This window comes from Bacteroides zhangwenhongii, from assembly GCF_009193325.2.
In the GTDB taxonomy this organism is placed as follows: Bacteria; Bacteroidota; Bacteroidia; order Bacteroidales; family Bacteroidaceae; genus Bacteroides; species Bacteroides zhangwenhongii.
On the sequence record NZ_CP059856.1, the window covers coordinates 839,671 to 859,174 of the forward strand.

The window sequence follows — 19,504 nt, forward strand, 5'->3', positions numbered from 1 at the left end:
ATTCTCAAAACTTTCAACTTTCAACTCTCAACTCTCAACTAAAATCGTTCGTGGAACGAACGATTGATAACCTCCAATTGGTGTTCGCGGCTCAACTTCACGAAGTTTACGGCATAACCGGAAACGCGGATGGTAAGCTGCGGGTATTTCTCCGGATGTTCCATCGCATCATAAAGCATTTCACGGTTCAGAACATTCACGTTCAGGTGGTGAGCGCCTTTGGTGAAGTAACCATCCATCATTGTTACCAGATTTTCGATACGGTCCTCCTCAGTGGCTCCCAATGATTTCGGAACAATGGAGAACGTGTTGCTGATACCGTCTTGAGAGTCGCGGTAACGAAGTTTCGCTACGGAACTCAAAGAAGCGATAGCACCGTTCTTGTCGCGTCCGTGCATCGGGTTGGCTCCCGGAGCGAAAGCGACACCTTTGGCACGTCCGTCGGGAGTGGCGCCGGTCTTCTTGCCATACATCACGTTGGAAGTGATGGTCAGCAGCGAAAGGGTAGGACGGGCATTCTTGTAAACCGGAAGTTTCTTCAATTCTTCACTGAAGAAATATACCAGGTCGACACCCAAGTGGTCTACCTTGTCGTTGTCATTTCCGAAGCAAGGGAACTCACCTTCGATATCGAAACCTTCCGTCAGACCGATGTCGTTGCGGCGTGCGGTTACTTTCGCATATTTGATAGCCGACAGTGAATCGAGCGCGATGGAGAGTCCGGCTACACCGTAAGCGAGGTTGATGCGCGGGTTCGTATCTACAAGCGCCATCTGGGCTTTCTCGTAGTAATACTTGTCGTGCATATAGTGGATGATGTTCATCGCTTCGTTGTAGACACGGGCGATTTCCGTCAATACCTTTTTATAATTACTCATCACTTCCTCAAAGTTCAGCGTGTCGCTGGTCAGTACAGGGATGTTCTTTACCATTACCGTACCGGTGTTCTCGCAACGTCCGCCGTTGATGGCAAGCAGCAGGGCTTTCGCCAGGTTGCAGCGTGCACCGAAGAACTGGATCTGCTTTCCGATTTCCTGGTAAGACACGCAGCAGGCGATTCCGTAGTCGTCCGACTGGCGCACTTCACGCATCAGGTCATCGTTCTCGTACTGGATGGAAGAAGTGTCGATAGAAACTTTAGCACAGAATTCTTTGAACCCTTCCGGCAGTTCCGGGCTCCACAGTACAGTCAGGTTCGGTTCCGGTGAAGGACCGAGATTGTACAATGTCTGCAAGAAACGGAAAGAAGTCTTTGTAACCTTCGTGCGTCCGTCGTTGAGACGGCCTCCCAGAGATTCGGTTACCCAAGTCGGGTCGCCGGCAAAGATATCGTTGTAGGATTGCATACGCAGGTGGCGTACCATACGCAGTTTGATGACAAACTGGTCGATCAGCTCCTGTGCGAAAGACTCGGTGATGGTTCCTTTGCTCAATTCATATTCCATGTAGATATCGAGGAAAGAAGAAACATTACCCAATGACATGGCTGCTCCGTCTTGTTCTTTCACGGCAGCCAGATAAGCCATGTACACCCATTGTACGGCTTCCTGTGCGGTATAGGCGGGACGGCTCAAGTCGAGACCGTAGTATTCGCCCAGCACTTTCATATCCTTCAATGCCTTGATCTGTTCCGCTACTTCTTCGCGCAGACGGATGCGGGATTCGGTCATCGGGCCGGTCAGGTTGCGGAGGTCTTCTTTCTTGGCCTCTATCAGTCGGTCGATACCGTAAAGAGCCATACGGCGGTAGTCACCGATGATACGTCCGCGCGCATAGTTGTCGGGCAGTCCGGTGAGGAATCCCAATGAGCGGAACGAACGGATTTCTTCTGTATATACGTCGAATACTCCGTCATTGTGCGTCTTACGGTAATGAGTGAAAATGTCTTTTACGCGGTCGTCCACTTCGACACCGTTTTCGTGACACGCCTTGCTTACTACGTTGATACCCCCGAAAGGTTTGATGGCACGCTTCAGCAGTTCGTCTGTCTGCAGACCGACGATCAGCTCGTTTTCCTTGTCGATATATCCCGCTTTGTGGGAAGTGATGGTAGATACGGTAACATTATCCAGTGCGCGGACACCGTTGTTTGCTCTCTCTTCAGCCAATGCTTCGAGGCAGCGGTTCCATACGGCTTTTGTGCGTTCGGTAGGTCCTTCGAGGAAAGATGCATCTCCGTAGTACGGAGTGATGTTATGACTTACGAAATCTCTTACGTTGATTTCGCTGCTCCAAAGACCGTCTTTAAAGATCTTGTTTAATTCCATAATGATATAATTAGAGGTTGTAGTTATCCTTTTCTTTAGAGCGCACAAAGTTACAATCATTTTTCATATAATCAGCATAAATATACTCTGATTTTATGCTGTCCAACATAAAATACCTATAAATTGCTATCTTTTGGAAATAGATGGCTGATTTTTTTAGAGAAACTCTTGCAGATTTGAAATATCTTCGTACCTTTGCACCGCTTTTGACGAAAAGCACTCCTGATAAAGGAGTTTTGGAGAGGTGGCAGAGTGGTCGATTGCGGCGGTCTTGAAAACCGTTGAAGGTAACACTTCCCGGGGTTCGAATCCCTGTCTCTCCGCAACAAACGCTGAAAATCAGCAGATTGCAAAACAAACACCCAGTTTTGCACCCAAGAATGTAAAGTCGGGTGTTTTTGTTTTATTTAAGATAATACAACCACTACATAATAAAAGAGTAGCGATATTAAAAGAATCCGATGAGAAAAGACTAATATTTATCTATCCATTCACTTTGATTTTTCAGGACTTTACATCGTCCTGAAAGTATTTGTTATTGTATTCCAACGTCAGGAGTGGATTATAATACAAGTTTTTTGTGTGGATAGAATTTCGTTTTGCTTAATGTACGAAAGTACTTATCTATAAACGCATGAAATATTAGCACAATGAATCATTGGAAATCAACTTTGGCCGTGATAGGAATAGGCCAACTCATATCTATTTTAACAAGTACGATTGTTGGCTTCTCCATTATTTTTTGGATTAGCAACGAATTTAAATCCCCGACAGCTTTATCTCTGGCTATTTTAGCTGGATTTTTACCACAATTTGTATTAGGCTTGTTTGCCGGGGTCTATGTTGACAGATGGAATCGAAAGAAAACGATGTTTTATTCGGACTTGTTCATCGCGTTCTGTACCCTATGTCTTTTTATTGTGATAACCAAGGGTTATAAAGACCTTTCTTTTTTTTATCTATTGACTGCTTGTCGTTCAATAGGCAGTACGTTTCATGCACCTGCTTTACAGGCAAGCATCCCTCTACTGGTTCCCAAGCACCATCTTGTCAGGGTATCAGGTTTGTACCATTCCATTCAATCCTTCAGTGAGGTGATAGCCCCCGTTGTAGGGGCAAGCCTCGTTGTTTGGCTTCCCATACAGTATATTCTGCTCATAGATGTGATCGGAGCTGTTGCTGCTTGTCTGACCTTACTTTGTGTCCAGATTCCTTCTCTTCAAAAAACGAAAGTTCTTCCAGATTTCAAAAAAGAACTGACGGAATGTTGGCATACCTTGCGGCGTACAATGGGCATTTTGCCTTTATTCGTATGCTTTACGCTGGTGACTTTTGTCCTTATGCCTGTTTTTACGTTATTTCCTTTTATGACGCTTCTGCATTTCAACGGAAACATTTTGCAAATGGGAGTTGTGGAAATGGGTTGGGGCTCAGGGGCATTGTTGGGCGGTTTAGTACTTGCCTGTAAGGCTTTGAAAAGCAAGCAAACATTAGTGATGCATACGGCTTATGTGATATTGGGATTGTATCTGATTAGCGCCAGTTATTTACCATCAAGCGCATTTATAGGTTTTGTTTGCCTAACATTTACAGGAGGCATAGCCTATTCCATTTACCATGCGCTTTTCATCGCTATTATTCAGCAGAACTTGGCTTCGGACATGCTTGGACGGACTTTTTCTCTCATCTTTAGTTTGAGTACCTTTCCATCAATGCTGGGTATCGTAGCTTCAGGATATTGGGTGGAAGCATGGGGTATCACATCCGTCTTTATGATCAGCGGATGGGTTATCTTTCTGATTGGAGTGGGTGCAAATTTTATTTCTTCAATCAAGCAGTTGGATAATTACGCATAGTATTATTTATTAAAGAATTATTATATGACAAAGAAAGAACACACTACGATTACAGAGTTATTTCAAGTTTTGGACTTGTTGGAAAGCCTGGACATGCAGTTTTGGTTGGATGGAGGCTGGGGAGTGGATGTCTTGTACGGACAGCAAACCCGCTTGCATAGAGATATTGACATTGATTTTGATGCCAATTATACAGACCAACTCCTTGATCTTTTGCAGGAGAGAGGATATCAAATTGAAACAAATTGGTTGCCCACCCGTGTGGAACTGTATAGCAAAGAATTAGGCTATATTGATATCCATCCTTTTGTCTTGAATGCGGACGGCACTTCCAAACAAGCCGACTTGGATGGAGGCTGGTATGAATTTCAACCGGACTATTTTGGAACAGCAGTCTTTGAAGGCAGAAGCATCCCTTGCATTTCTGCAAAAGGGCAACAAGTATTCCATTCGGGCTACGATTTAAGAGAGAAGGATATTCACGATTTATCTATAATTAAACAATGTATAACAACAATGAGCCTAACAATTAGATAAGAACAAGAAAATGACAGAAAAACAAATTGTCTGGTATATCTTACTTACAGAAGTAAAGATAGATAGTGACACCCAGTCTGTCACATCCCTGAGTGTAGCTCCATTGGCAGTCTTGCCGGAATTCCAGCGTAAGGGAATTGGGGGGGATGTTGATTCAGTAAGCCCATCAGAGGGCAGCACTTTTGGGTTACGGCACAGCAGTCGTATTGGGGCATAAAGAGTATTATCCTCGATTTGGCTATCGCAAGGCTATCGATTTAGGAATTGAATTTCCTTTCGAAGTCTCTCATGAATATTGCATGGTGGCTGAATTAATACCTGGAGCTACTGAGAATGTGAAAGGTATGGTTTGTTATCCAACTGACTTTAAATAGTTTAACAAGTAAAATTCATTATATAACTCGGACTGGGTATTTCAATTTCCCAGTCCGTATTCTGATAGTACTTATTCAATTGGAAGATTGTGTTGCTTCAAGAATGAAAGTTTATCCCAATACCCTCTTTGAAAGACGATTTTGTTATCTTTTACATGAAAAAATCCGCATCCACGAAGTCCAAGAGAGTCTTTCCATTCCATGATAGCCCATTCGCCATCTTCAAAAATATTTTCCACCATACAAACCATTTTAGCAGTGGCAAATTCATTCACAAACATTTTGTAGATTGATTCTTTACCAATTATTGGTTCGTTTGCGACTTGATGATTTACTGCATTAGTAGCATACAGCTCTGCTATATGATAAGCATCTGCTTTGTTAAAGCAATCTATCCATTTTTCCAAAACTTCTTTAGGCTTCATTTTTTATAAATTCTTAGGATTTTGATTCTGTAATAAAAACAATCTGTTTGGATGCATAGATACTTGATTTTATTAATAATAGGCTATTCTATATTCTAAATCCTCTGGATTTTTGCTCTCTCTGCACCGAGTTACGTAGATTCTGCTGTAACTTTTCCCATTGTTCCTTAAACCATTGTACTATGGGTTGTCGGTTTATGGTCAGCATAAGCTTACCACTATCCATCGGATGTTTCTCAACCCTAAAAATATCATTCTTGATGTCAAATTTCCACCTGTGTTCTTCGGAATAAATTTTGCCACTACATTGTATGGATTCTTTCTTTGTCAAGAGGTTTTCTATCATGTCTTTGGTAAACCCGATAACAGCGCATAATTTTTCCATTCTCAACATCTCTTTGAACATGGGAAACCATTTGTGGGCTTTTTCAAGCAAGGTGCTCAATCGTGATATTTCCTTGTCTTTGGCTTCAAGTTCTTGATTATGTATTCTTTGAAGATTACGAATTTGTCTGCTATGCTGTTCCTGTATTTGTTGTATCTGAATTTTTAATTCATCAGTAGCTTTGTCCCGTTTGGTAATTTCCTGATGTAGCTGCTCGATGTGATGTTCCAGTTCTTTCAGCTTACCGCTTCCGAAAAGAGAACCTACACCGCTTGCTATGGCGGTAGCAGCATTGGTGGCTGTTTTCTTTAGTTTGTCCGTGCGTATCTCTGCTTTTACCTGTTTGAGTTCCTGTTCGGCAAGGCTTACTTGTTGTTCCTTGTGTCGCTTGGTTTCCTCTATACGTTGCAGTTCGGCTTTCTGCTTCTCAATGATGAAATCATTTCGTTCCAGATGCTCTTTACCTGTGACAGCTTTTGCCTGTCCACGTTCCATCAGGAGAATATCGGAAGCAAGGGTCTGCATGGTTGCCATATCCTCGTCATTGAGCTTTCGGCTCTTTCCAGTTTCATGGTTCATCCAGTCGAATACGACATGAGCATGATAATTTGGTTTGAACCATCTGTTACCGACTTGGAAGCTCTCCTTGTCTTCTGCTTCCGGCTGACCGTTCAGCCAATGCCCTTCGTCTTTATGCAGGAAAATCTGTAGCGGAGTGATGCCCCAGCGTCTTTGGCACTCTTCACCGAATTTGCGTACATCAGCCAGTGTGGTGTCCGGTCTGATAAGCAATACTCCTTCACGGATGGGTGAGCATCCCGCCACCTTGATAATCTTTCCATTCTTTCCCTTGCGTTCCCTTTCCTTTTCCTGCATGGCACGTCCGGTCTTTTCCTTGACCATTTGCTTGATATTGTCATAATGAGTTCGCAGTTCGGGAGTGCCGAAGTCGGGATTTATCCACTGTTCGTTATCGGTGGAAAGTTCGGGAACGACATAGATTCTGGACTCCCCGATATTACGCATATACTCGGCAGTCCTTCGATTGTGTGCCTCGCTCGATGCGATGTTGCAAGGCTTGATATGTATGCTTGATTTTGTTGCCATAGCTTCTTTCCTTTGTTTACAATTGATTTACTTTGCTCGCTTTCGCAGAGGGGTTCTTAGGGGTAACCCATAAGCGGAGATTGCAAAGAGAGGGTCACTCTTTGCTCGGGGTTCTCAGGGGTGAAACGCCCTGAGTGGGTCATTAGGGCAAAGCCCTAATCCCCTCGGGAGAGCCCACAACTACGAAAGCGAAGCGTGTAGTTATAGTGGGCTATAACCGGAAGCCTTTCGGTTTCTTGGATAGTGTATCATTCCTCTTTTTGACAGATTGCGCTTGCTCTTTCCTATCGGCTATTCGTTTCTGTAAATATTCGTTCAGATCTTTACATCCACTGTAGATTTGCGAGGCGTCACGTATATACCGGGTAGCATCATACTCCTTTCTGATTTGCTGTATTGCTTCCATTCCTGCACGGTCATTGTCAAAGAAACAGTGGATGCGCTCATAGCTTCCCAACGGATAGAGTGCCTTGGGAACATTGGCTACGGAATTAAGAACTATGTAATCCTGTCTGTCGAAGTCGGGTGATTGCGGACAGCTTTCCAGTCTTAAGGTCAGAAAGGAAAGGTAATCCATAAATCCCTCAAAAACGTAACATGCACTCCTTGGCTTTCCTGACTGTCTGATATGGGATATTTCTTTTGGTGCGATACATCCCTTGAAATATCGGTTGCGGATTTCATATCCACCCGATATGTTCGGAAAAGCAATGGCGAAATAACGTTTGCCGTTGTGGGTGAAACGGGCTTCCTTACATTCTCTTTTCGCCAGTGCCGTGTTTATCCCTCTTTCCTGTAGATAGGCAAGCAGGGCAGGAGAAGTCAGCTGTACAATGTCCAACTCCTGAAAACTCGGTTCGGAAAATGACTGCTTGCCAAAAGAGAAAGATACGGGACGGATGTGCGGAGTCTGTTCCTCGATTTTCTGTAGAAGATAAGGTACATAGTCGGAATAGTAGAGTTCCTGTGCCAGTGCAATGATATTTCCACCTTTACCAATTGCAAAATCATACCATTGGTTGCGTTCGGTATTTATTTTGAACGAGGGCTCTGTCTCTTCCCGTAACGGGGATTTATACCACAGGTTGATACCTTGCTGCTTGACGGGAGAATGTCCCAAACTGTACAGAAAATCCGCTATCCTGATTTGTTTTGCTGTTTGTATATCCATAATAAGATGAGTGTTTGAATAATGGTTGGAATATTTATTTCTCTTTTCGCCCGTACCTTTTTATGAAGTACGGTCTGTATAATCACTTCACTTTATTTTCGTATATATAGGATACGGTAATAAAGTGAAGCGGTTTTACATTCTCTGCAATCGCTTCGCTTTATCCTTAATATATAGACCTGCCGAATAAAGTGAAGTGATTACAGGTTAGACGGTCTAATAGTGAAAGTCTGGCTTGAACGTGTATTTCCTGCCGTTCTCCTGTACTATCATCCGTTTGTTCCGGAGCATGGTGATAAGTGATACCGCCTTTTGATGGTTCAGTTTTACACCTACTGACATATAAGACTTGATTAAGGCGGTTTCCAGATCCTTGTAGCCGTATTCCTCTTTCAGTCCGAAAGCCGCTTCTAGTGCTATGCGGTGCTGTTGTTCGGTAATATGCCTGTAAGGGTCGAACTTTTCCTCTTCCGGTCTTCCGGGTTTCTTCGCTTCGGGTCTGTACCCCTCTATGAGTTCAGGCAATGCATTGTCGTTGATACGGAAAGCGAAAGGCTCGAAATCCATTGCACGTATGTGCATGGCCGAAACATTGCTTATATCCCCGTTGCTCTTGTCCTTTTCCACGAGAAGAACGGTTTCCGCCTTGTTGTTCAGCTCCGTACCGATATGCCCTCTTGCGTTTTCATCGCCTTTGTTCTGGTGGAGTATCGTATGGATGTGTATTTGCCTGTCATCCGTCCACTGCATCAACTTGGATATGATGCGTGTCGATTCTCCCGGACTGTTGATGTCATATACCATATCACGGATGCCGTCTATGATTACAAGCCCTATGTCCGGTGTATTATAGATAGCCTGTTCGACAATCCTGATGCGCTGTTCGGGCGTGTATTTCCTCAAAGCGAGAAACTCCAGATGTTCATTGTCCCTGTCATCAGGAAGACCGGCCAGCCGTAAAATACGTTTCATGACTTTCAGGCAGTGATAATGGCTTTGTTCCGTGTCCACATAAAGGACTTTCCTTTTGTTCTCCGGAAGTTCTGCCACATACCGTAGTACCGTACCGTTTTTCAATGAGGCGGCTACAATAGCCGACACATTGAAAGTCTTTTTACTTTTGGCTTTGCCTATGGATGCACTGAAATTGCCCAGTGTGCCAATGACCGAACCTTGCACTTTTAAAATCTCAGGTGCTTTCTCATAGATTTTCGATAGGCTCAGACGTGAGGCTTGCCAAAGGATTATCGCCTGTTCTGCAGATATTTCCTTTATTTCTCTCATATAGTCCATAAGCATACCTCCCATTATTTCCGTCCTCCTGTTTTCTTTCCGGCAAGTTCAAGAGCCAGTTCTGCATCAACTATAATCTTGCGCCCTATCTGGGTAATCGCCTTGTCTATCTTACCGCTTTTCTTTATGCGGTTGGCAGTGGGCAGACTGCACCCGAACAGTTTGGCTATACCGAGTATTCCGTACACATACTTCTTTTCCGTGTCTGTAACGGGTTGCGGCAATGCTTCGGCCTGACCTGAAGCGTGCTTACTCAGGAATATGAATTCTTCGCCTGTCATTTGCCAGACGGGTTTTGATAATAATTCTTGGATATTTGTCATCGTCCAATCTATTTAGTCGTTAAACAATCAGCCCTGCGCACTGGCTGTTATTTCTGTTCTCGAACGATGCAAAATTAGGTAGGGTTATGAGTGGTAAGGATGGGGACGGTACAAACTGAATATCATTGTATCTTATTGAATATCAGAAAACAAAAATACCACTCAAAAATTATTTTGAGTGGTAAAAGTGGAACTTTCGTAAAGTATCAGGATATATCACGGATTATCTGAATATATGTTCCATTTCCTTGGCGAAATTTTGGTTGCTGTCACTGGGGAAATCTGAAACAGGCTCCTTGTACTTGGATTTGTAGTAGCTGTCGTCAATATCCAGCAGTTTCAGTATTCTGTCTTTCCATTTGTCCCTGTCCTGTTTGGAGAGTTTCTCGCTCATCAGGAATATCAGATAGCATACACGTATTTTCTCTCTCGGTTTTATTTTCAGCTTACAGTTGCAGGGGTGAAGATTCATATTGGCATAGAAATCTGGTGCGGAAATTTCTTCGAACTGTTCTCCTTTGCACACCTCATGAATGAGCGAAAGTAATTTCATGCTGAAATATTCCTGTTGTTCTTCTGTCGTTTCCTGCTGACTGATTGGCTCGCTTGATTTATTCTCTTGCTTTCCGTCAGGAATGTATTTCTTCAATATATCCAGAAAAAGGCAGCTTTGACGGTATATGTCCGCACAACAGTTCTTCATATATTGGAATGCCTCTGTTCTTGTAGCCTTTTGCTGGTCATAGAGTTTGTTCAGTTTGGCTTTTTCCCTGTCATATTCAGCCTTGCAGCGTTCATATTCTTTCTCTGCCTGTTTTTCCTCTTCGGCTGTATGCTCCCTGTAACCAATGGAATCATACCTGTTGTTGGCTTCATTCAGCGGCTTGCTCAGACTTCTTGTAACATCCAGCTGGGCTTCAATTTCCTGAGAATACCTTTCCATGTGCTGATAGCAAGCACGTTCTATGGCTCTGTCACTTAACGGGCGTATCTCATAAGCCTGTATGCTCTTTTCTATTTCAGTTTTCAGACTGTTGAGTATCAAGGTGTATTGCTCTTTTTGCTTGTCAAGCACCAGTTCAAGGATAGCGGCTTCAAAGGATTTCATGTCATTATACTCCTGATAGAAATCCGATATGAATTTCTGCCTGTCAAAAGAAAAAGCGTAATTATCTATATAGTCTCTGTATATTCTGTTAAGTTCTCCATATTGGGGAATCATCGTCTGTATCTTTCCTGCCATATACTTTATATTATGGGTTCTTGTCCTTGTCAAGGAATAAGGTCAGTTCTTCTTCCACTTCTTCTATACTCGGTAGGGCAGATTTCAGATTTTCGGGTACTGCCTTGCTCAATTGATAGTCGCTGATACCTATCGGCTGGTCATATCCAGCCAAGGCATATTGTGCCACGACCTCATCCTTACCCCTGCACAGCAAAAGACCGATGGTCTTGTTATCATTTTCTCCCCTCAGTTTATCATCTACAACATTGATATAGAAATTTAACTGCCCTGCATATTCCGGTTTGAATGGCGTTGCTTTCAATTCCACGACGACATAGGCGTGGAGCTTGATATTATATAGAATCAGGTCGGCGAAAAAGTCACTGTCCCCAATCTGGAAATGTTTTTGTCTGGCAACAAAAGCAAAGCCGTTACCCATTTCCAGCAAGTAATGGGTTACATGCTTTACCAACTGTTCTTCTATATCCCTTTCGTCAGCCTTTTCCTTTGCTCCTGCCAAGTCAAAGATATACGGGTCTTTTAACAGATAATTGGCAAGATCGCTTTGAGGTGCCGGAAGTGTGGCAGTGAAGTTGTTTACCTTGTTACTCTTGATTTGTCTGTCATACAGATTACTTTCAATCTGCATTTTCAGCACATTACTGCTCCAACCCATTTCTACAGATTGTTTCATATACCAATACCTTACACCTAATGGTAGCGGATTATTGAGTATGACCATATGGCTTGCCCAATTTATTCTTGCAATCGGTGACGCCAAGAATAAATCTTCTATATCCTCTATTTTTATTTTATAGATGGTTGCTACTGTTTTTTCTACATTCTGAAATTGCGCAGGAACCTCCTGCGTAATTTCTAAAGATTGATTATCAGCTGATTGTATTTGCGCAGTAAGCTCCTGCGTAAATTGCCCGCTGTTGAGTTTAAGGACTTCATTAGTAATGTTTTGAATATTAGGGACTGACAGTATTGAATCTGTTTCAATAAAACTACGAAGTACATTTAACGGATATAAACGGGCAAACTGGCACATATAAGTAAGATTACGCTCCGAATATCCCTTCTTTTCAGGATAATTGAATCTGATTGCCTGTGCCAACTTCTTGATAATTTTACCACCCCAGCCATGCAGGTTTTGGTGGTACAGTATATAATTGCCCATTTTCCAGTAATGGAACAACATCTGGGCATTGGCTGCGGTAATGAGCCGGACTTGTGCCTGTTCTATTTCCGAACCGACAGCATGGACAAAGGCATCAAAATGACCTTTCTTTATATTATGTTCGTTGTTATTTTCCATATTACTAACTATTACTTAACAAAGATAACTCTAATAATGGATAATCTGTGAAACAGACTGATACTTTTATAGTTGGTTAAACTTGTTCATTGCATTAGCCTTAATATCATCGGCTATGTCAATGTAGGGCTTCATGGCTTTATAATCACTGTGTCCTGTCCATTTCATTACAACCTGTGCCGGAATACCTAGAGCCAGCGCATTACAGATGAATGTTCTTCTTCCTGCATGAGTACTGAGCAATGCGTATTTCGGGGTAACTTCATCTATGCGCTCATTCCCTTTATAGTAGGTTTCACGTATAGATTCGTTAATTTCTGCCAGTTCTCCCAGTTCTTTCAGATAATCATTCATTTTCTGATTGCTGATAACAGGCAATACCATGTGGTTTTCAAAATGGATGTCCTTGTATTTTTCAAGTATGGCTTTACTGTACTTGTTCAGTTCAATACTCAGACTATCTGCCGTTTTAACGGTGGTGACTTCTATATGGTCGGACTTGACATCACTTCTCTTTAGGTTGCGAACATCTGAATAACGCAGACTGGTAAAGCAACAGAACAGGAAAACATCCCGGACACGTTCCAGATACTGTTTGTCTTTGGGTATCTGATAGTCTTTAAGTCTGTTCAGTTCTTCCCATGTCAGGAAGATTACCTTCTTGGGGGTGGTTTTCAATTTCGGTTTGAACGTATCGTATGCTATATTCTGGTGATAGTCTTTCTTGAAGCTCCACCGCAGGAACCATTTGAGGAATCCCATTTGTTTACCGATGGTACTGTTCCTCATATCCTTTTTGTCGCGCAGGAAATTGACATATTCGTTCAGTCCGAATTCATTGAAATATTCAAAGGTTAAATCTTCCTTGAACTCCTTGAGGTGATTTTTAACGGCTGCAAACTTTTCGTATGTGGATTCAGTCCAGTTATTCTGGTTGCCGCATTCTTTTACAAATTCATCGAATACCTCCCAAAAACTTATCTTTACGTCTTCCTGGTCTTCACTTGTATCTTTCATCCGCAGGTTGAATGCGTCCTTTAGCTGTTGGGTAGTGGGCATGGCTTCCTGTACCTCAAATTCCTTGAACACGTTTTGAATTTCGGTATAGTATTTCAGCAGATCGGCATTGATTTCAGATGCACTTTGCTTTAGTTTGTTGGTACACCCGTTCTTCACTCGCTGCTTGTCAGCATCCCACTTGGCTACATCAATGCGGTAACCCGTTGTAAACTCAATGCGCTGACTTGCGTATATGACACGCATACGGATAGGCACGTTCTCCACGATTGGCACACCGTTCTTCTTCCGGCTTTCCAATGCAAAAATGATGTTTCGTTTGATATTCATAATTGGGTGTGTTTGAAATTCTACACCCAAATATACACCCAATATTTGGAATAGCAAAAGATATTCAGAAAGATTTAGATTTACTATGTACTCCAAATAGTGCTTGATTATTAATGATTTGCAATTTTATGATATTTCTTGAATATGTAGGTTCGAGAGCCTGTCTCTCCGCTGAACGTGCTGGACAGAAATGGTCAGCAAACGGACAAAAAGCTACAAATCAATGATTTGTGGCTTTTTTTATTGCCCGAAAGTCCTGCTTCCAAGACTTCAAAAGTACGGTAAAAGACAAAGTTTCGTTACTAAATCGTTACCTATTCCCCACCGGACAAAAACGGTAACGATTTGTCCATAAATGACCTGATAATGACTTGATTAGTCCATAGTCTGCATAACTCAAAAACGAGAGGTAAAAAGTAATTTTGCAACTAAAAAAGTGAGTTATGAAATCGACATTCAAGGTTCTTTTTTATTTGAAGAAAGGTTCTGAAAAGAAAAACGGCGAGGTAATGATTATGGCACGTATCACCATTGACGGTAAACAGTGCCAGTTCAGTACGAAACAGAGCATCCAGCCCGGTAACTGGAGCATTGCCGCAGGCAAAGCCAAAGGCAAGGATGCCGGAAGAATAAACGCCCTGCTGGACGACATACGTTCTTCCCTGAACACCATTTACCACGAAATGCAGCGGCGTGACAACTACGTGACCGCCGAGAAAGTGAAGAACGAGTTCTTGGGACACAGCGAGAGCCACGAAACAATCCTTTCATTGTTCCAAAAGCACAATGACGATGTGAAGCAGCTTGTGGGCATATCCAAGACGATAGCGACCTACCGCAAGTATGAAGTGACCCGCCGCCACCTCGCTGAATTTATCCAAAGCAAGTACAACGTATCGGACATATCCATAAAGGAAATTACCCCAATGTTCATTACCGATTTTGAGTTGTATTTGCGTACCGCCTGCAAGTGCGGTTACAACACCACCGCCAAGTTCATGCAGTTCTTCAAGCGTATCATCATCATTGCCCGCAACAACGGCATACTGGTGGGTGACCCGTTCGCCAGCTACAAAATCAGGCTGGAAAAAGTGGATAGGGGCTACTTGACGGAGGACGAGATAAAAATTATCCTTAAAAAGAAAATGGTTTCCGAACGGCTGGAACACGTCAGGGACTTGTTCGTCTTTTCCTGTTTCTGCGGTTTGGCTTACAGTGATGTTGCCAACTTGCGGCAGGAGAATATCCAAAAGTCCTTTGACGGCAACCTTTGGATAATCACCAAGCGGGTAAAGACCAACACGGACGTGAATGTTCCCCTGTTGGATATTCCCAAGATGATTTTGAAGAAGTACAAGGGCAAGTTGCCGGACGGCAAGATACTTCCTGTAATCAGCAATCAGAAGCTAAATGCCTACTTGAAAGAGATTGCCGATATTTGCGGTATTAAAAAGAACCTGACATTCCACCTTGCAAGGCACACGTTCGCCACGACCACCACGTTGTCAAAGGGCGTACCCATTGAAACGGTGTCCAAGATGCTGGGACACACAAACATAGAAACTACGCAAATTTACGCCCGCATTACCAACAGCAAGATAGGCAGCGATATGCAGGGGCTTGACAAGAAGTTTGTCGGCATCGAGAAAATTTACAAGGAAGTCGCCATGTGAGTTTTTAGTTACCTATATACTGTTGGTAACAGAACAGGTAACGATTTCGGTAACGAAATTCCACCTAACAAACTATATCCCAATAAAGTACATTCTTTCACCTTGCGGGCAGTCCACCGACTACCCGCATTTTTTATATCCTTTTCCCACTGGCACATTCCCCGAAACGCCAGCCGTGCGTGGCATGGCTGACTGTATTTCGTGAAAAGAGCCGTTGGAAACCCGCACAAGCGTACCGCAAGGTAAACTTGCCATACCCTTGCCTTTCCCACCCGCATGGAGTGTTCCCTAAAAGATGAAAGAGAACAGGCACTTTTCCCCAGTTTCCCTATCTGTAAATCTTCCTCTTACGCAGTCCCCCAGCCGGGACAGTCGTTTTAATCATTTCAATAGGCAAAGGTAGTTACGTGTTTTTCACGACTTTGCAAGGTCGAGCCGTTCCGGTTTGGCGAAAAAATCTTCCCTGCCTTGCGAGGTATTTTTTGCCCAAAACTTTGCAAACTCTAAACACTACCCTTTTGAGCCTATGTGAAACGAAAACGACCGACCCGACCGGAAGACGCATAAAAAAAAAGTCGGATTTACGGGAAACAGGAAAAAAGTTCAGTGAAACTTCAACTTCCTCACCTCTCGAATCCGCATAAAATTAAAAACTTAAAAATTACAGCAATATGGAAGCAACGACATTATCAGCAGCAAGCGTTTATGTAGGCACTTACGCCAAGTACAACAACGGTTCATTGTCCGGCGCATGGCTCAACCTTTCGGATTATTCGGACAAGGAAGAATTTTACGAAGCCTGCCGGGAACTTCACAAGGACGAGGAAGATGCGGAATATATGTTTCAGGACTGGGAGAACGTGCCGGAGGGCTTAATCGGCGAAAGCTGGATTTCTGAAAATTTCTTTTCCCTGCGTGATGCGGTGGAGGATTTGAGCGACACCGAGCAGGAAGCCTTTTTCGTGTGGTGCAACTATAAAAGCCATGATTTAGGCGAGGAAGATGCGGACGACCTTGTACGTGATTTCCGGGATGAATATCAAGGGGAATATGACGATGAAGAAGATTTCGCCTATGAAATTATAGAAGAATGTTACGACCTGCCGGAGTTCGCAAAGACCTATTTCGATTATGAAAAGTTTGCCCGTGACCTGTTCATGTGCGATTACTGGTTTGATGACGGCTTTGTGTTCCGTGCGGCATAACAACCAATCCGGGCGGGGTGTCAAAGCCCTGCCCGCTAAAAACAACCAAGTTTATAACCATAAAAAAATAAGACATCATGCAGTCACTTAACAAAAACGGGGTAAGCATCACCCAAACACCGGGAGAAGAAAAATACGTAAAATGTTGCTTAGGCGCATTCAGGGGACAGATTTATTTTCAATATGACTACCGCCACACGGACGGCGAACTATTCAGCACGGTAGCCAAAACGCTGGACGAGTGCCGCCGCAGACGTGACGAGTGGATAGCGAAAAAAGAACAGAGTAATAAGTAAATTTTAGGGATATGAAAACGACAGAAGTAAACAAGGAGCTTATCGGCAAGCGTTGCGAGTGTATTTTTACGGGCTTAATGGTAACGGGCGTTATCGAGGACACAGAAGAAAACGAACACACCATAGAGGTAAAAGTACGCTTCGACCACCCGCACCAGTGGGGCGATGATTTATATAATGATGTGGGGGCGTGGGGGCGTAAAATTGACGAGTTCGGCACGTTGCGCCATTTGCAACTGCTGGAGGACAAACCGGACTTTCAGACAATGACGGTAGTTTTCGGTGAGCCAATCAGCCAAATAGACCGCAGTATTTTTGAAGATGCGGCGGCGTGGGGTGTCTGTTCCCTGCAAGGCTGGGTAAACAGCTACGAGAGTGTCCGGTTTGTAGCCATAGACGACCATACGGCAATTATCACGGGCGAATACAATATGGAACAGGTAAAGGTGTGGCTAGAGAAATACACGTCCATAAAGAGCCTTAAAATCAGTTGATAGAGAACGGCGGCTGTTTGCCGCCGTTACTTTCTTCCGTGAGCCTGCCAGCGGGTGAAGAAAGTAACAAAGAAGCCGTTCGTTTCCCTATCATGGAAACAGCCCGCCGATGCTTCCCGGCGGGCTGTCTGCCCAATATTTACGCTTTGCGTATCATTGTGTATAAGGCTGGTATATATCCTAACGAACAGCCGCATGGCTATTCCGGTTCTTCATCCTCGCTGTTGTCATTATTGAACGAGAACGAAAGTTGCTGCATCTGTCCGAAGCTGTCGATAATATAAATGTCAATCGTCTGCTGGTCTGTCGATGCCGAGGTGTAGTAGAGCCGGAATGTTTCTTTCTCCAGCGGGTAAAGGTCATTGGGCAGGAACACCGTGCCGTTATCCATTTCCAGCTTCCCTTTGCCGTCCGGCTGGAAGTACCTTATCTGATAGGTAGTCGGCTGATAGTAACCCTCACGCACCAACTGGCAGCGTATTTCAGCGGTTTCCCCGACTTTCAGCCTTTTGGGTACTGGCAGCGTTTCGATGCTGAACGGGTACGCCTGCTGAATATCCAAACTGTCATTACAGGCGGTGACAAGCACAAGGGCGGCCACGATGTAGCAGCCCATGATGATTTTATACATTACATTCTTCATATACATTATTATATAGCGGTCAGTTGATAATGAATTTCAGTCCCAAAGATACCTGCGTGTGGAACTTGCCTATGTCCGAGCCGAACAACGCCCGTTCCCTTGCGTTCAGCAGCAGAGCCACCCGGTCGGTCAGGTAGGCTTCCAGTTCCAGCGTGAGCGCACCGCCGTAAATGAAGCAGTCCTTATCCAGCAAGGTAGAACCGTCCGGCAGCAGTTTTTCGCTTTTGTTGCTCACCTCATACCCGGCGAGTGCCGACAATCCCAGCGAGAGGAAAAAAGTCTTTCGCCTGTCCGAAAGGAATTTCAGGTAATAGCCGCCCTCTGCGGTGAACTGTTCGACTGGTATCTGCATATCCTTGTAGTCATACTTCTTGTGCAGGTATTCCCCGCCAATCACCCAGCGGTTTGCATTTTTGGTGTAAACGCTGTATGCCGCCCCGATGTGATAGGCAAAATCCGTGTCGGAGTTCCAATGTACCCCGTCCGCCATGCCCGCTGTGACCTGCAAGCCTTTCATACCCGGCAGGTATCTTTGTGCGTGTGCCTGGTTGAAATGCAGGCACAGCGCAAAGAGTATTCCGATAAATAGAAACCGTTTCATCCTTATTTGATTTTGAGTTCGTTAATCACTTCCGCATTCACGATGTCGGAATTTTCTACCCGGATAACCTGATGCCGCCCGCCGTTCTTCTCGTAGAGTTCCACCAACAGCAGCTTGTCGTCAGGAATGGTAAACTTCGGCAGGGCGTACACCGTGCGGACGGTCGATTTCCCGACAATCTCTATCACTTCGTTGTAGCTTCTGACTGCATCCAACACCGTTTCCTGAATAGCCGTGCGTTTGGGTACTTTCTTATCGACTATCTTAAACTTGATGAAATCGGTATCGAAAGGCACGTTGGAACTGTTCTTCGTCTGCGTATGCACGTAGAGCATCCCGTTATAGGTGTAAATCCCCTTGATTAAGAACTGTATGCCGAAACGCTTGCTACCCAAGTGGCGCACTTTCCGGTCATTGTTCTTGTATATGCTCTGCATTATCAGCTTCACCAACAGCGGGCTTTCATTACCCAGTTCCCGAAAATAGATATTCATGCGTGTATGCGAAAAGTCGCTGGTGTCCTCGTTCTCCAAGAAGTCTTTCATTTCGATATTGAGCATTTCCGGTTCACGGGCGTACTTGGCGTTGAACGAAAAGAAACTGCCGTCCTCGCAAATGACGGAGAAGTTCGTTTCGCCCGGAAAGCCCTCTGTCGTGGCTTTCACCCGGATTACGTTCTCCGCACCGTCCGCCTTGCCCGCTATGATGTGGTTGCTTCCCAAATCCACATAGCGGACGGCGGCGGGGAAGATGATATGTACCGTCTTGGCAAAGGTCACTTCCACGCCGTAGGGCGTTACCATTTGGCGGTACGGGAGTTTCCGGGTAATCCCCCAGTACAAATCGTTGCCCGCTACATACTTCACGGTATCGGTTTCCTGTGCGTTTGCCGCACACACACCCAGCAAGAGGGCGAACATTACAAAAATCTGTTTCATTGTTAATTAAAATTTTAACGGTT

General features: G+C 44.1%; 18 protein-coding genes and 1 tRNA gene. 7 read left to right on the forward strand and 12 right to left on the reverse strand.

Annotation, left to right across the window (positions count from 1 at the left end; translation table 11 throughout):
• Nucleotides 1–38: 38 nt before the first annotated feature.
• Complete coding sequence (pflB, locus tag GD630_RS03365) at nt 39–2,267, reverse strand: formate C-acetyltransferase (protein WP_007759003.1); 2,229 nt, start codon at nt 2,265–2,267, stop codon at nt 39–41.
• A 238-nt stretch (nt 2,268–2,505) separates the two neighbouring features.
• Between pflB and GD630_RS03370 the strand changes: the two genes are divergently transcribed.
• The 3 genes from GD630_RS03370 to lnu(AN2) all read left to right on the forward strand — a co-directional run bounded on the left by GD630_RS03370 (nt 2,506) and on the right by lnu(AN2) (nt 4,660).
• Nucleotides 2,506–2,590 (forward strand) — tRNA-Ser (locus GD630_RS03370).
• Nucleotides 2,591–2,917: 327 nt separating this feature from the next.
• On the forward strand, nt 2,918–4,123 hold the full coding sequence (gene mef(En2), locus GD630_RS03375) for a macrolide efflux MFS transporter Mef(En2) (protein ID WP_005786079.1): 1,206 nt from the start codon (nt 2,918–2,920) through the stop codon (nt 4,121–4,123).
• A gap of 24 nt (nt 4,124–4,147) precedes the next feature.
• Nucleotides 4,148–4,660: a lincosamide nucleotidyltransferase Lnu(AN2) gene (gene lnu(AN2), locus GD630_RS03380; RefSeq protein WP_004308783.1), complete on the forward strand. Its 513-nt coding sequence runs from the start codon at nt 4,148–4,150 to the stop codon at nt 4,658–4,660.
• Between the two features lie 445 nt (nt 4,661–5,105).
• Here the strand turns inward: lnu(AN2) and GD630_RS03385 are convergent, their stop codons facing one another.
• From GD630_RS03385 to GD630_RS03420, 8 genes are all read right to left on the reverse strand, one after another.
• The gene (locus GD630_RS03385; RefSeq protein WP_004308780.1) at nt 5,106–5,459 is read right to left on the reverse strand and encodes a nuclear transport factor 2 family protein; all 354 of its coding nucleotides are present in this window, start codon (nt 5,457–5,459) and stop codon (nt 5,106–5,108) included.
• An 88-nt stretch (nt 5,460–5,547) separates the two neighbouring features.
• On the reverse strand, nt 5,548–6,951 hold the full coding sequence (locus tag GD630_RS03390; protein ID WP_004308779.1) for a hypothetical protein: 1,404 nt from the start codon (nt 6,949–6,951) through the stop codon (nt 5,548–5,550).
• Between the two features lie 211 nt (nt 6,952–7,162).
• Nucleotides 7,163–8,122, reverse strand: coding sequence for a toprim domain-containing protein (locus GD630_RS03395; RefSeq protein WP_005795604.1), 960 nt, complete (start codon nt 8,120–8,122; stop codon nt 7,163–7,165).
• A 216-nt stretch (nt 8,123–8,338) separates the two neighbouring features.
• A complete protein-coding gene (locus GD630_RS03400; RefSeq protein WP_009319341.1) occupies nt 8,339–9,415 on the reverse strand; it encodes an AAA family ATPase in 1,077 nt (358 codons plus the stop codon).
• 14 nt (nt 9,416–9,429) lie between these two features.
• Nucleotides 9,430–9,738 (reverse strand): DUF3853 family protein, encoded by a 309-nt coding sequence (locus tag GD630_RS03405; RefSeq protein WP_007842330.1) that lies wholly within the window; start codon nt 9,736–9,738, stop codon nt 9,430–9,432.
• A gap of 223 nt (nt 9,739–9,961) precedes the next feature.
• Nucleotides 9,962–10,981, reverse strand: a complete 1,020-nt coding sequence (locus GD630_RS03410) for a hypothetical protein (RefSeq protein ID WP_005795598.1) — start codon at nt 10,979–10,981, stop codon at nt 9,962–9,964.
• A gap of 10 nt (nt 10,982–10,991) precedes the next feature.
• On the reverse strand, nt 10,992–12,284 hold the full coding sequence (locus GD630_RS03415; protein ID WP_005795596.1) for a PDDEXK nuclease domain-containing protein: 1,293 nt from the start codon (nt 12,282–12,284) through the stop codon (nt 10,992–10,994).
• Between the two features lie 66 nt (nt 12,285–12,350).
• A complete protein-coding gene (locus GD630_RS03420) occupies nt 12,351–13,631 on the reverse strand; it encodes a site-specific integrase (protein WP_118935547.1) in 1,281 nt (426 codons plus the stop codon).
• Nucleotides 13,632–14,074: 443 nt separating this feature from the next.
• On the opposite strand from GD630_RS03420, the gene GD630_RS03425 reads away from it, so the two are divergent.
• The 4 genes from GD630_RS03425 (at nt 14,075) to GD630_RS03440 (ending at nt 17,299) form a co-directional block, all read left to right on the forward strand.
• Nucleotides 14,075–15,304 (forward strand): site-specific integrase, encoded by a 1,230-nt coding sequence (locus tag GD630_RS03425; protein WP_143868792.1) that lies wholly within the window; start codon nt 14,075–14,077, stop codon nt 15,302–15,304.
• A 671-nt stretch (nt 15,305–15,975) separates the two neighbouring features.
• The gene (locus tag GD630_RS03430; protein ID WP_054349995.1) at nt 15,976–16,509 is read left to right on the forward strand and encodes an antirestriction protein ArdA; all 534 of its coding nucleotides are present in this window, start codon (nt 15,976–15,978) and stop codon (nt 16,507–16,509) included.
• Between the two features lie 77 nt (nt 16,510–16,586).
• Nucleotides 16,587–16,805 (forward strand): DUF3873 domain-containing protein, encoded by a 219-nt coding sequence (locus GD630_RS03435; RefSeq protein WP_054349996.1) that lies wholly within the window; start codon nt 16,587–16,589, stop codon nt 16,803–16,805.
• A gap of 11 nt (nt 16,806–16,816) precedes the next feature.
• On the forward strand, nt 16,817–17,299 hold the full coding sequence (locus tag GD630_RS03440; RefSeq protein ID WP_143868796.1) for a DUF7258 domain-containing protein: 483 nt from the start codon (nt 16,817–16,819) through the stop codon (nt 17,297–17,299).
• Nucleotides 17,300–17,498: 199 nt separating this feature from the next.
• On the opposite strand, the gene GD630_RS03445 is transcribed toward GD630_RS03440, so the two are convergent.
• The 3 genes from GD630_RS03445 to traN are packed head-to-tail and all read right to left on the reverse strand — an operon-like array spanning nt 17,499 to nt 19,481.
• The gene (locus GD630_RS03445) at nt 17,499–17,948 is read right to left on the reverse strand and encodes a DUF3872 domain-containing protein (protein WP_143868797.1); all 450 of its coding nucleotides are present in this window, start codon (nt 17,946–17,948) and stop codon (nt 17,499–17,501) included.
• 13 nt (nt 17,949–17,961) lie between these two features.
• Nucleotides 17,962–18,543 carry a conjugal transfer protein TraO gene (locus tag GD630_RS03450; RefSeq protein WP_143868799.1) on the reverse strand — a complete coding sequence of 194 codons (582 nt, stop codon included), beginning with the start codon at nt 18,541–18,543 and terminating at the stop codon, nt 17,962–17,964.
• 2 nt (nt 18,544–18,545) lie between these two features.
• Nucleotides 18,546–19,481, reverse strand: a complete 936-nt coding sequence (gene traN / locus GD630_RS03455) for a conjugative transposon protein TraN (protein ID WP_143868801.1) — start codon at nt 19,479–19,481, stop codon at nt 18,546–18,548.
• Nucleotides 19,482–19,504 lie beyond the last annotated feature (23 nt).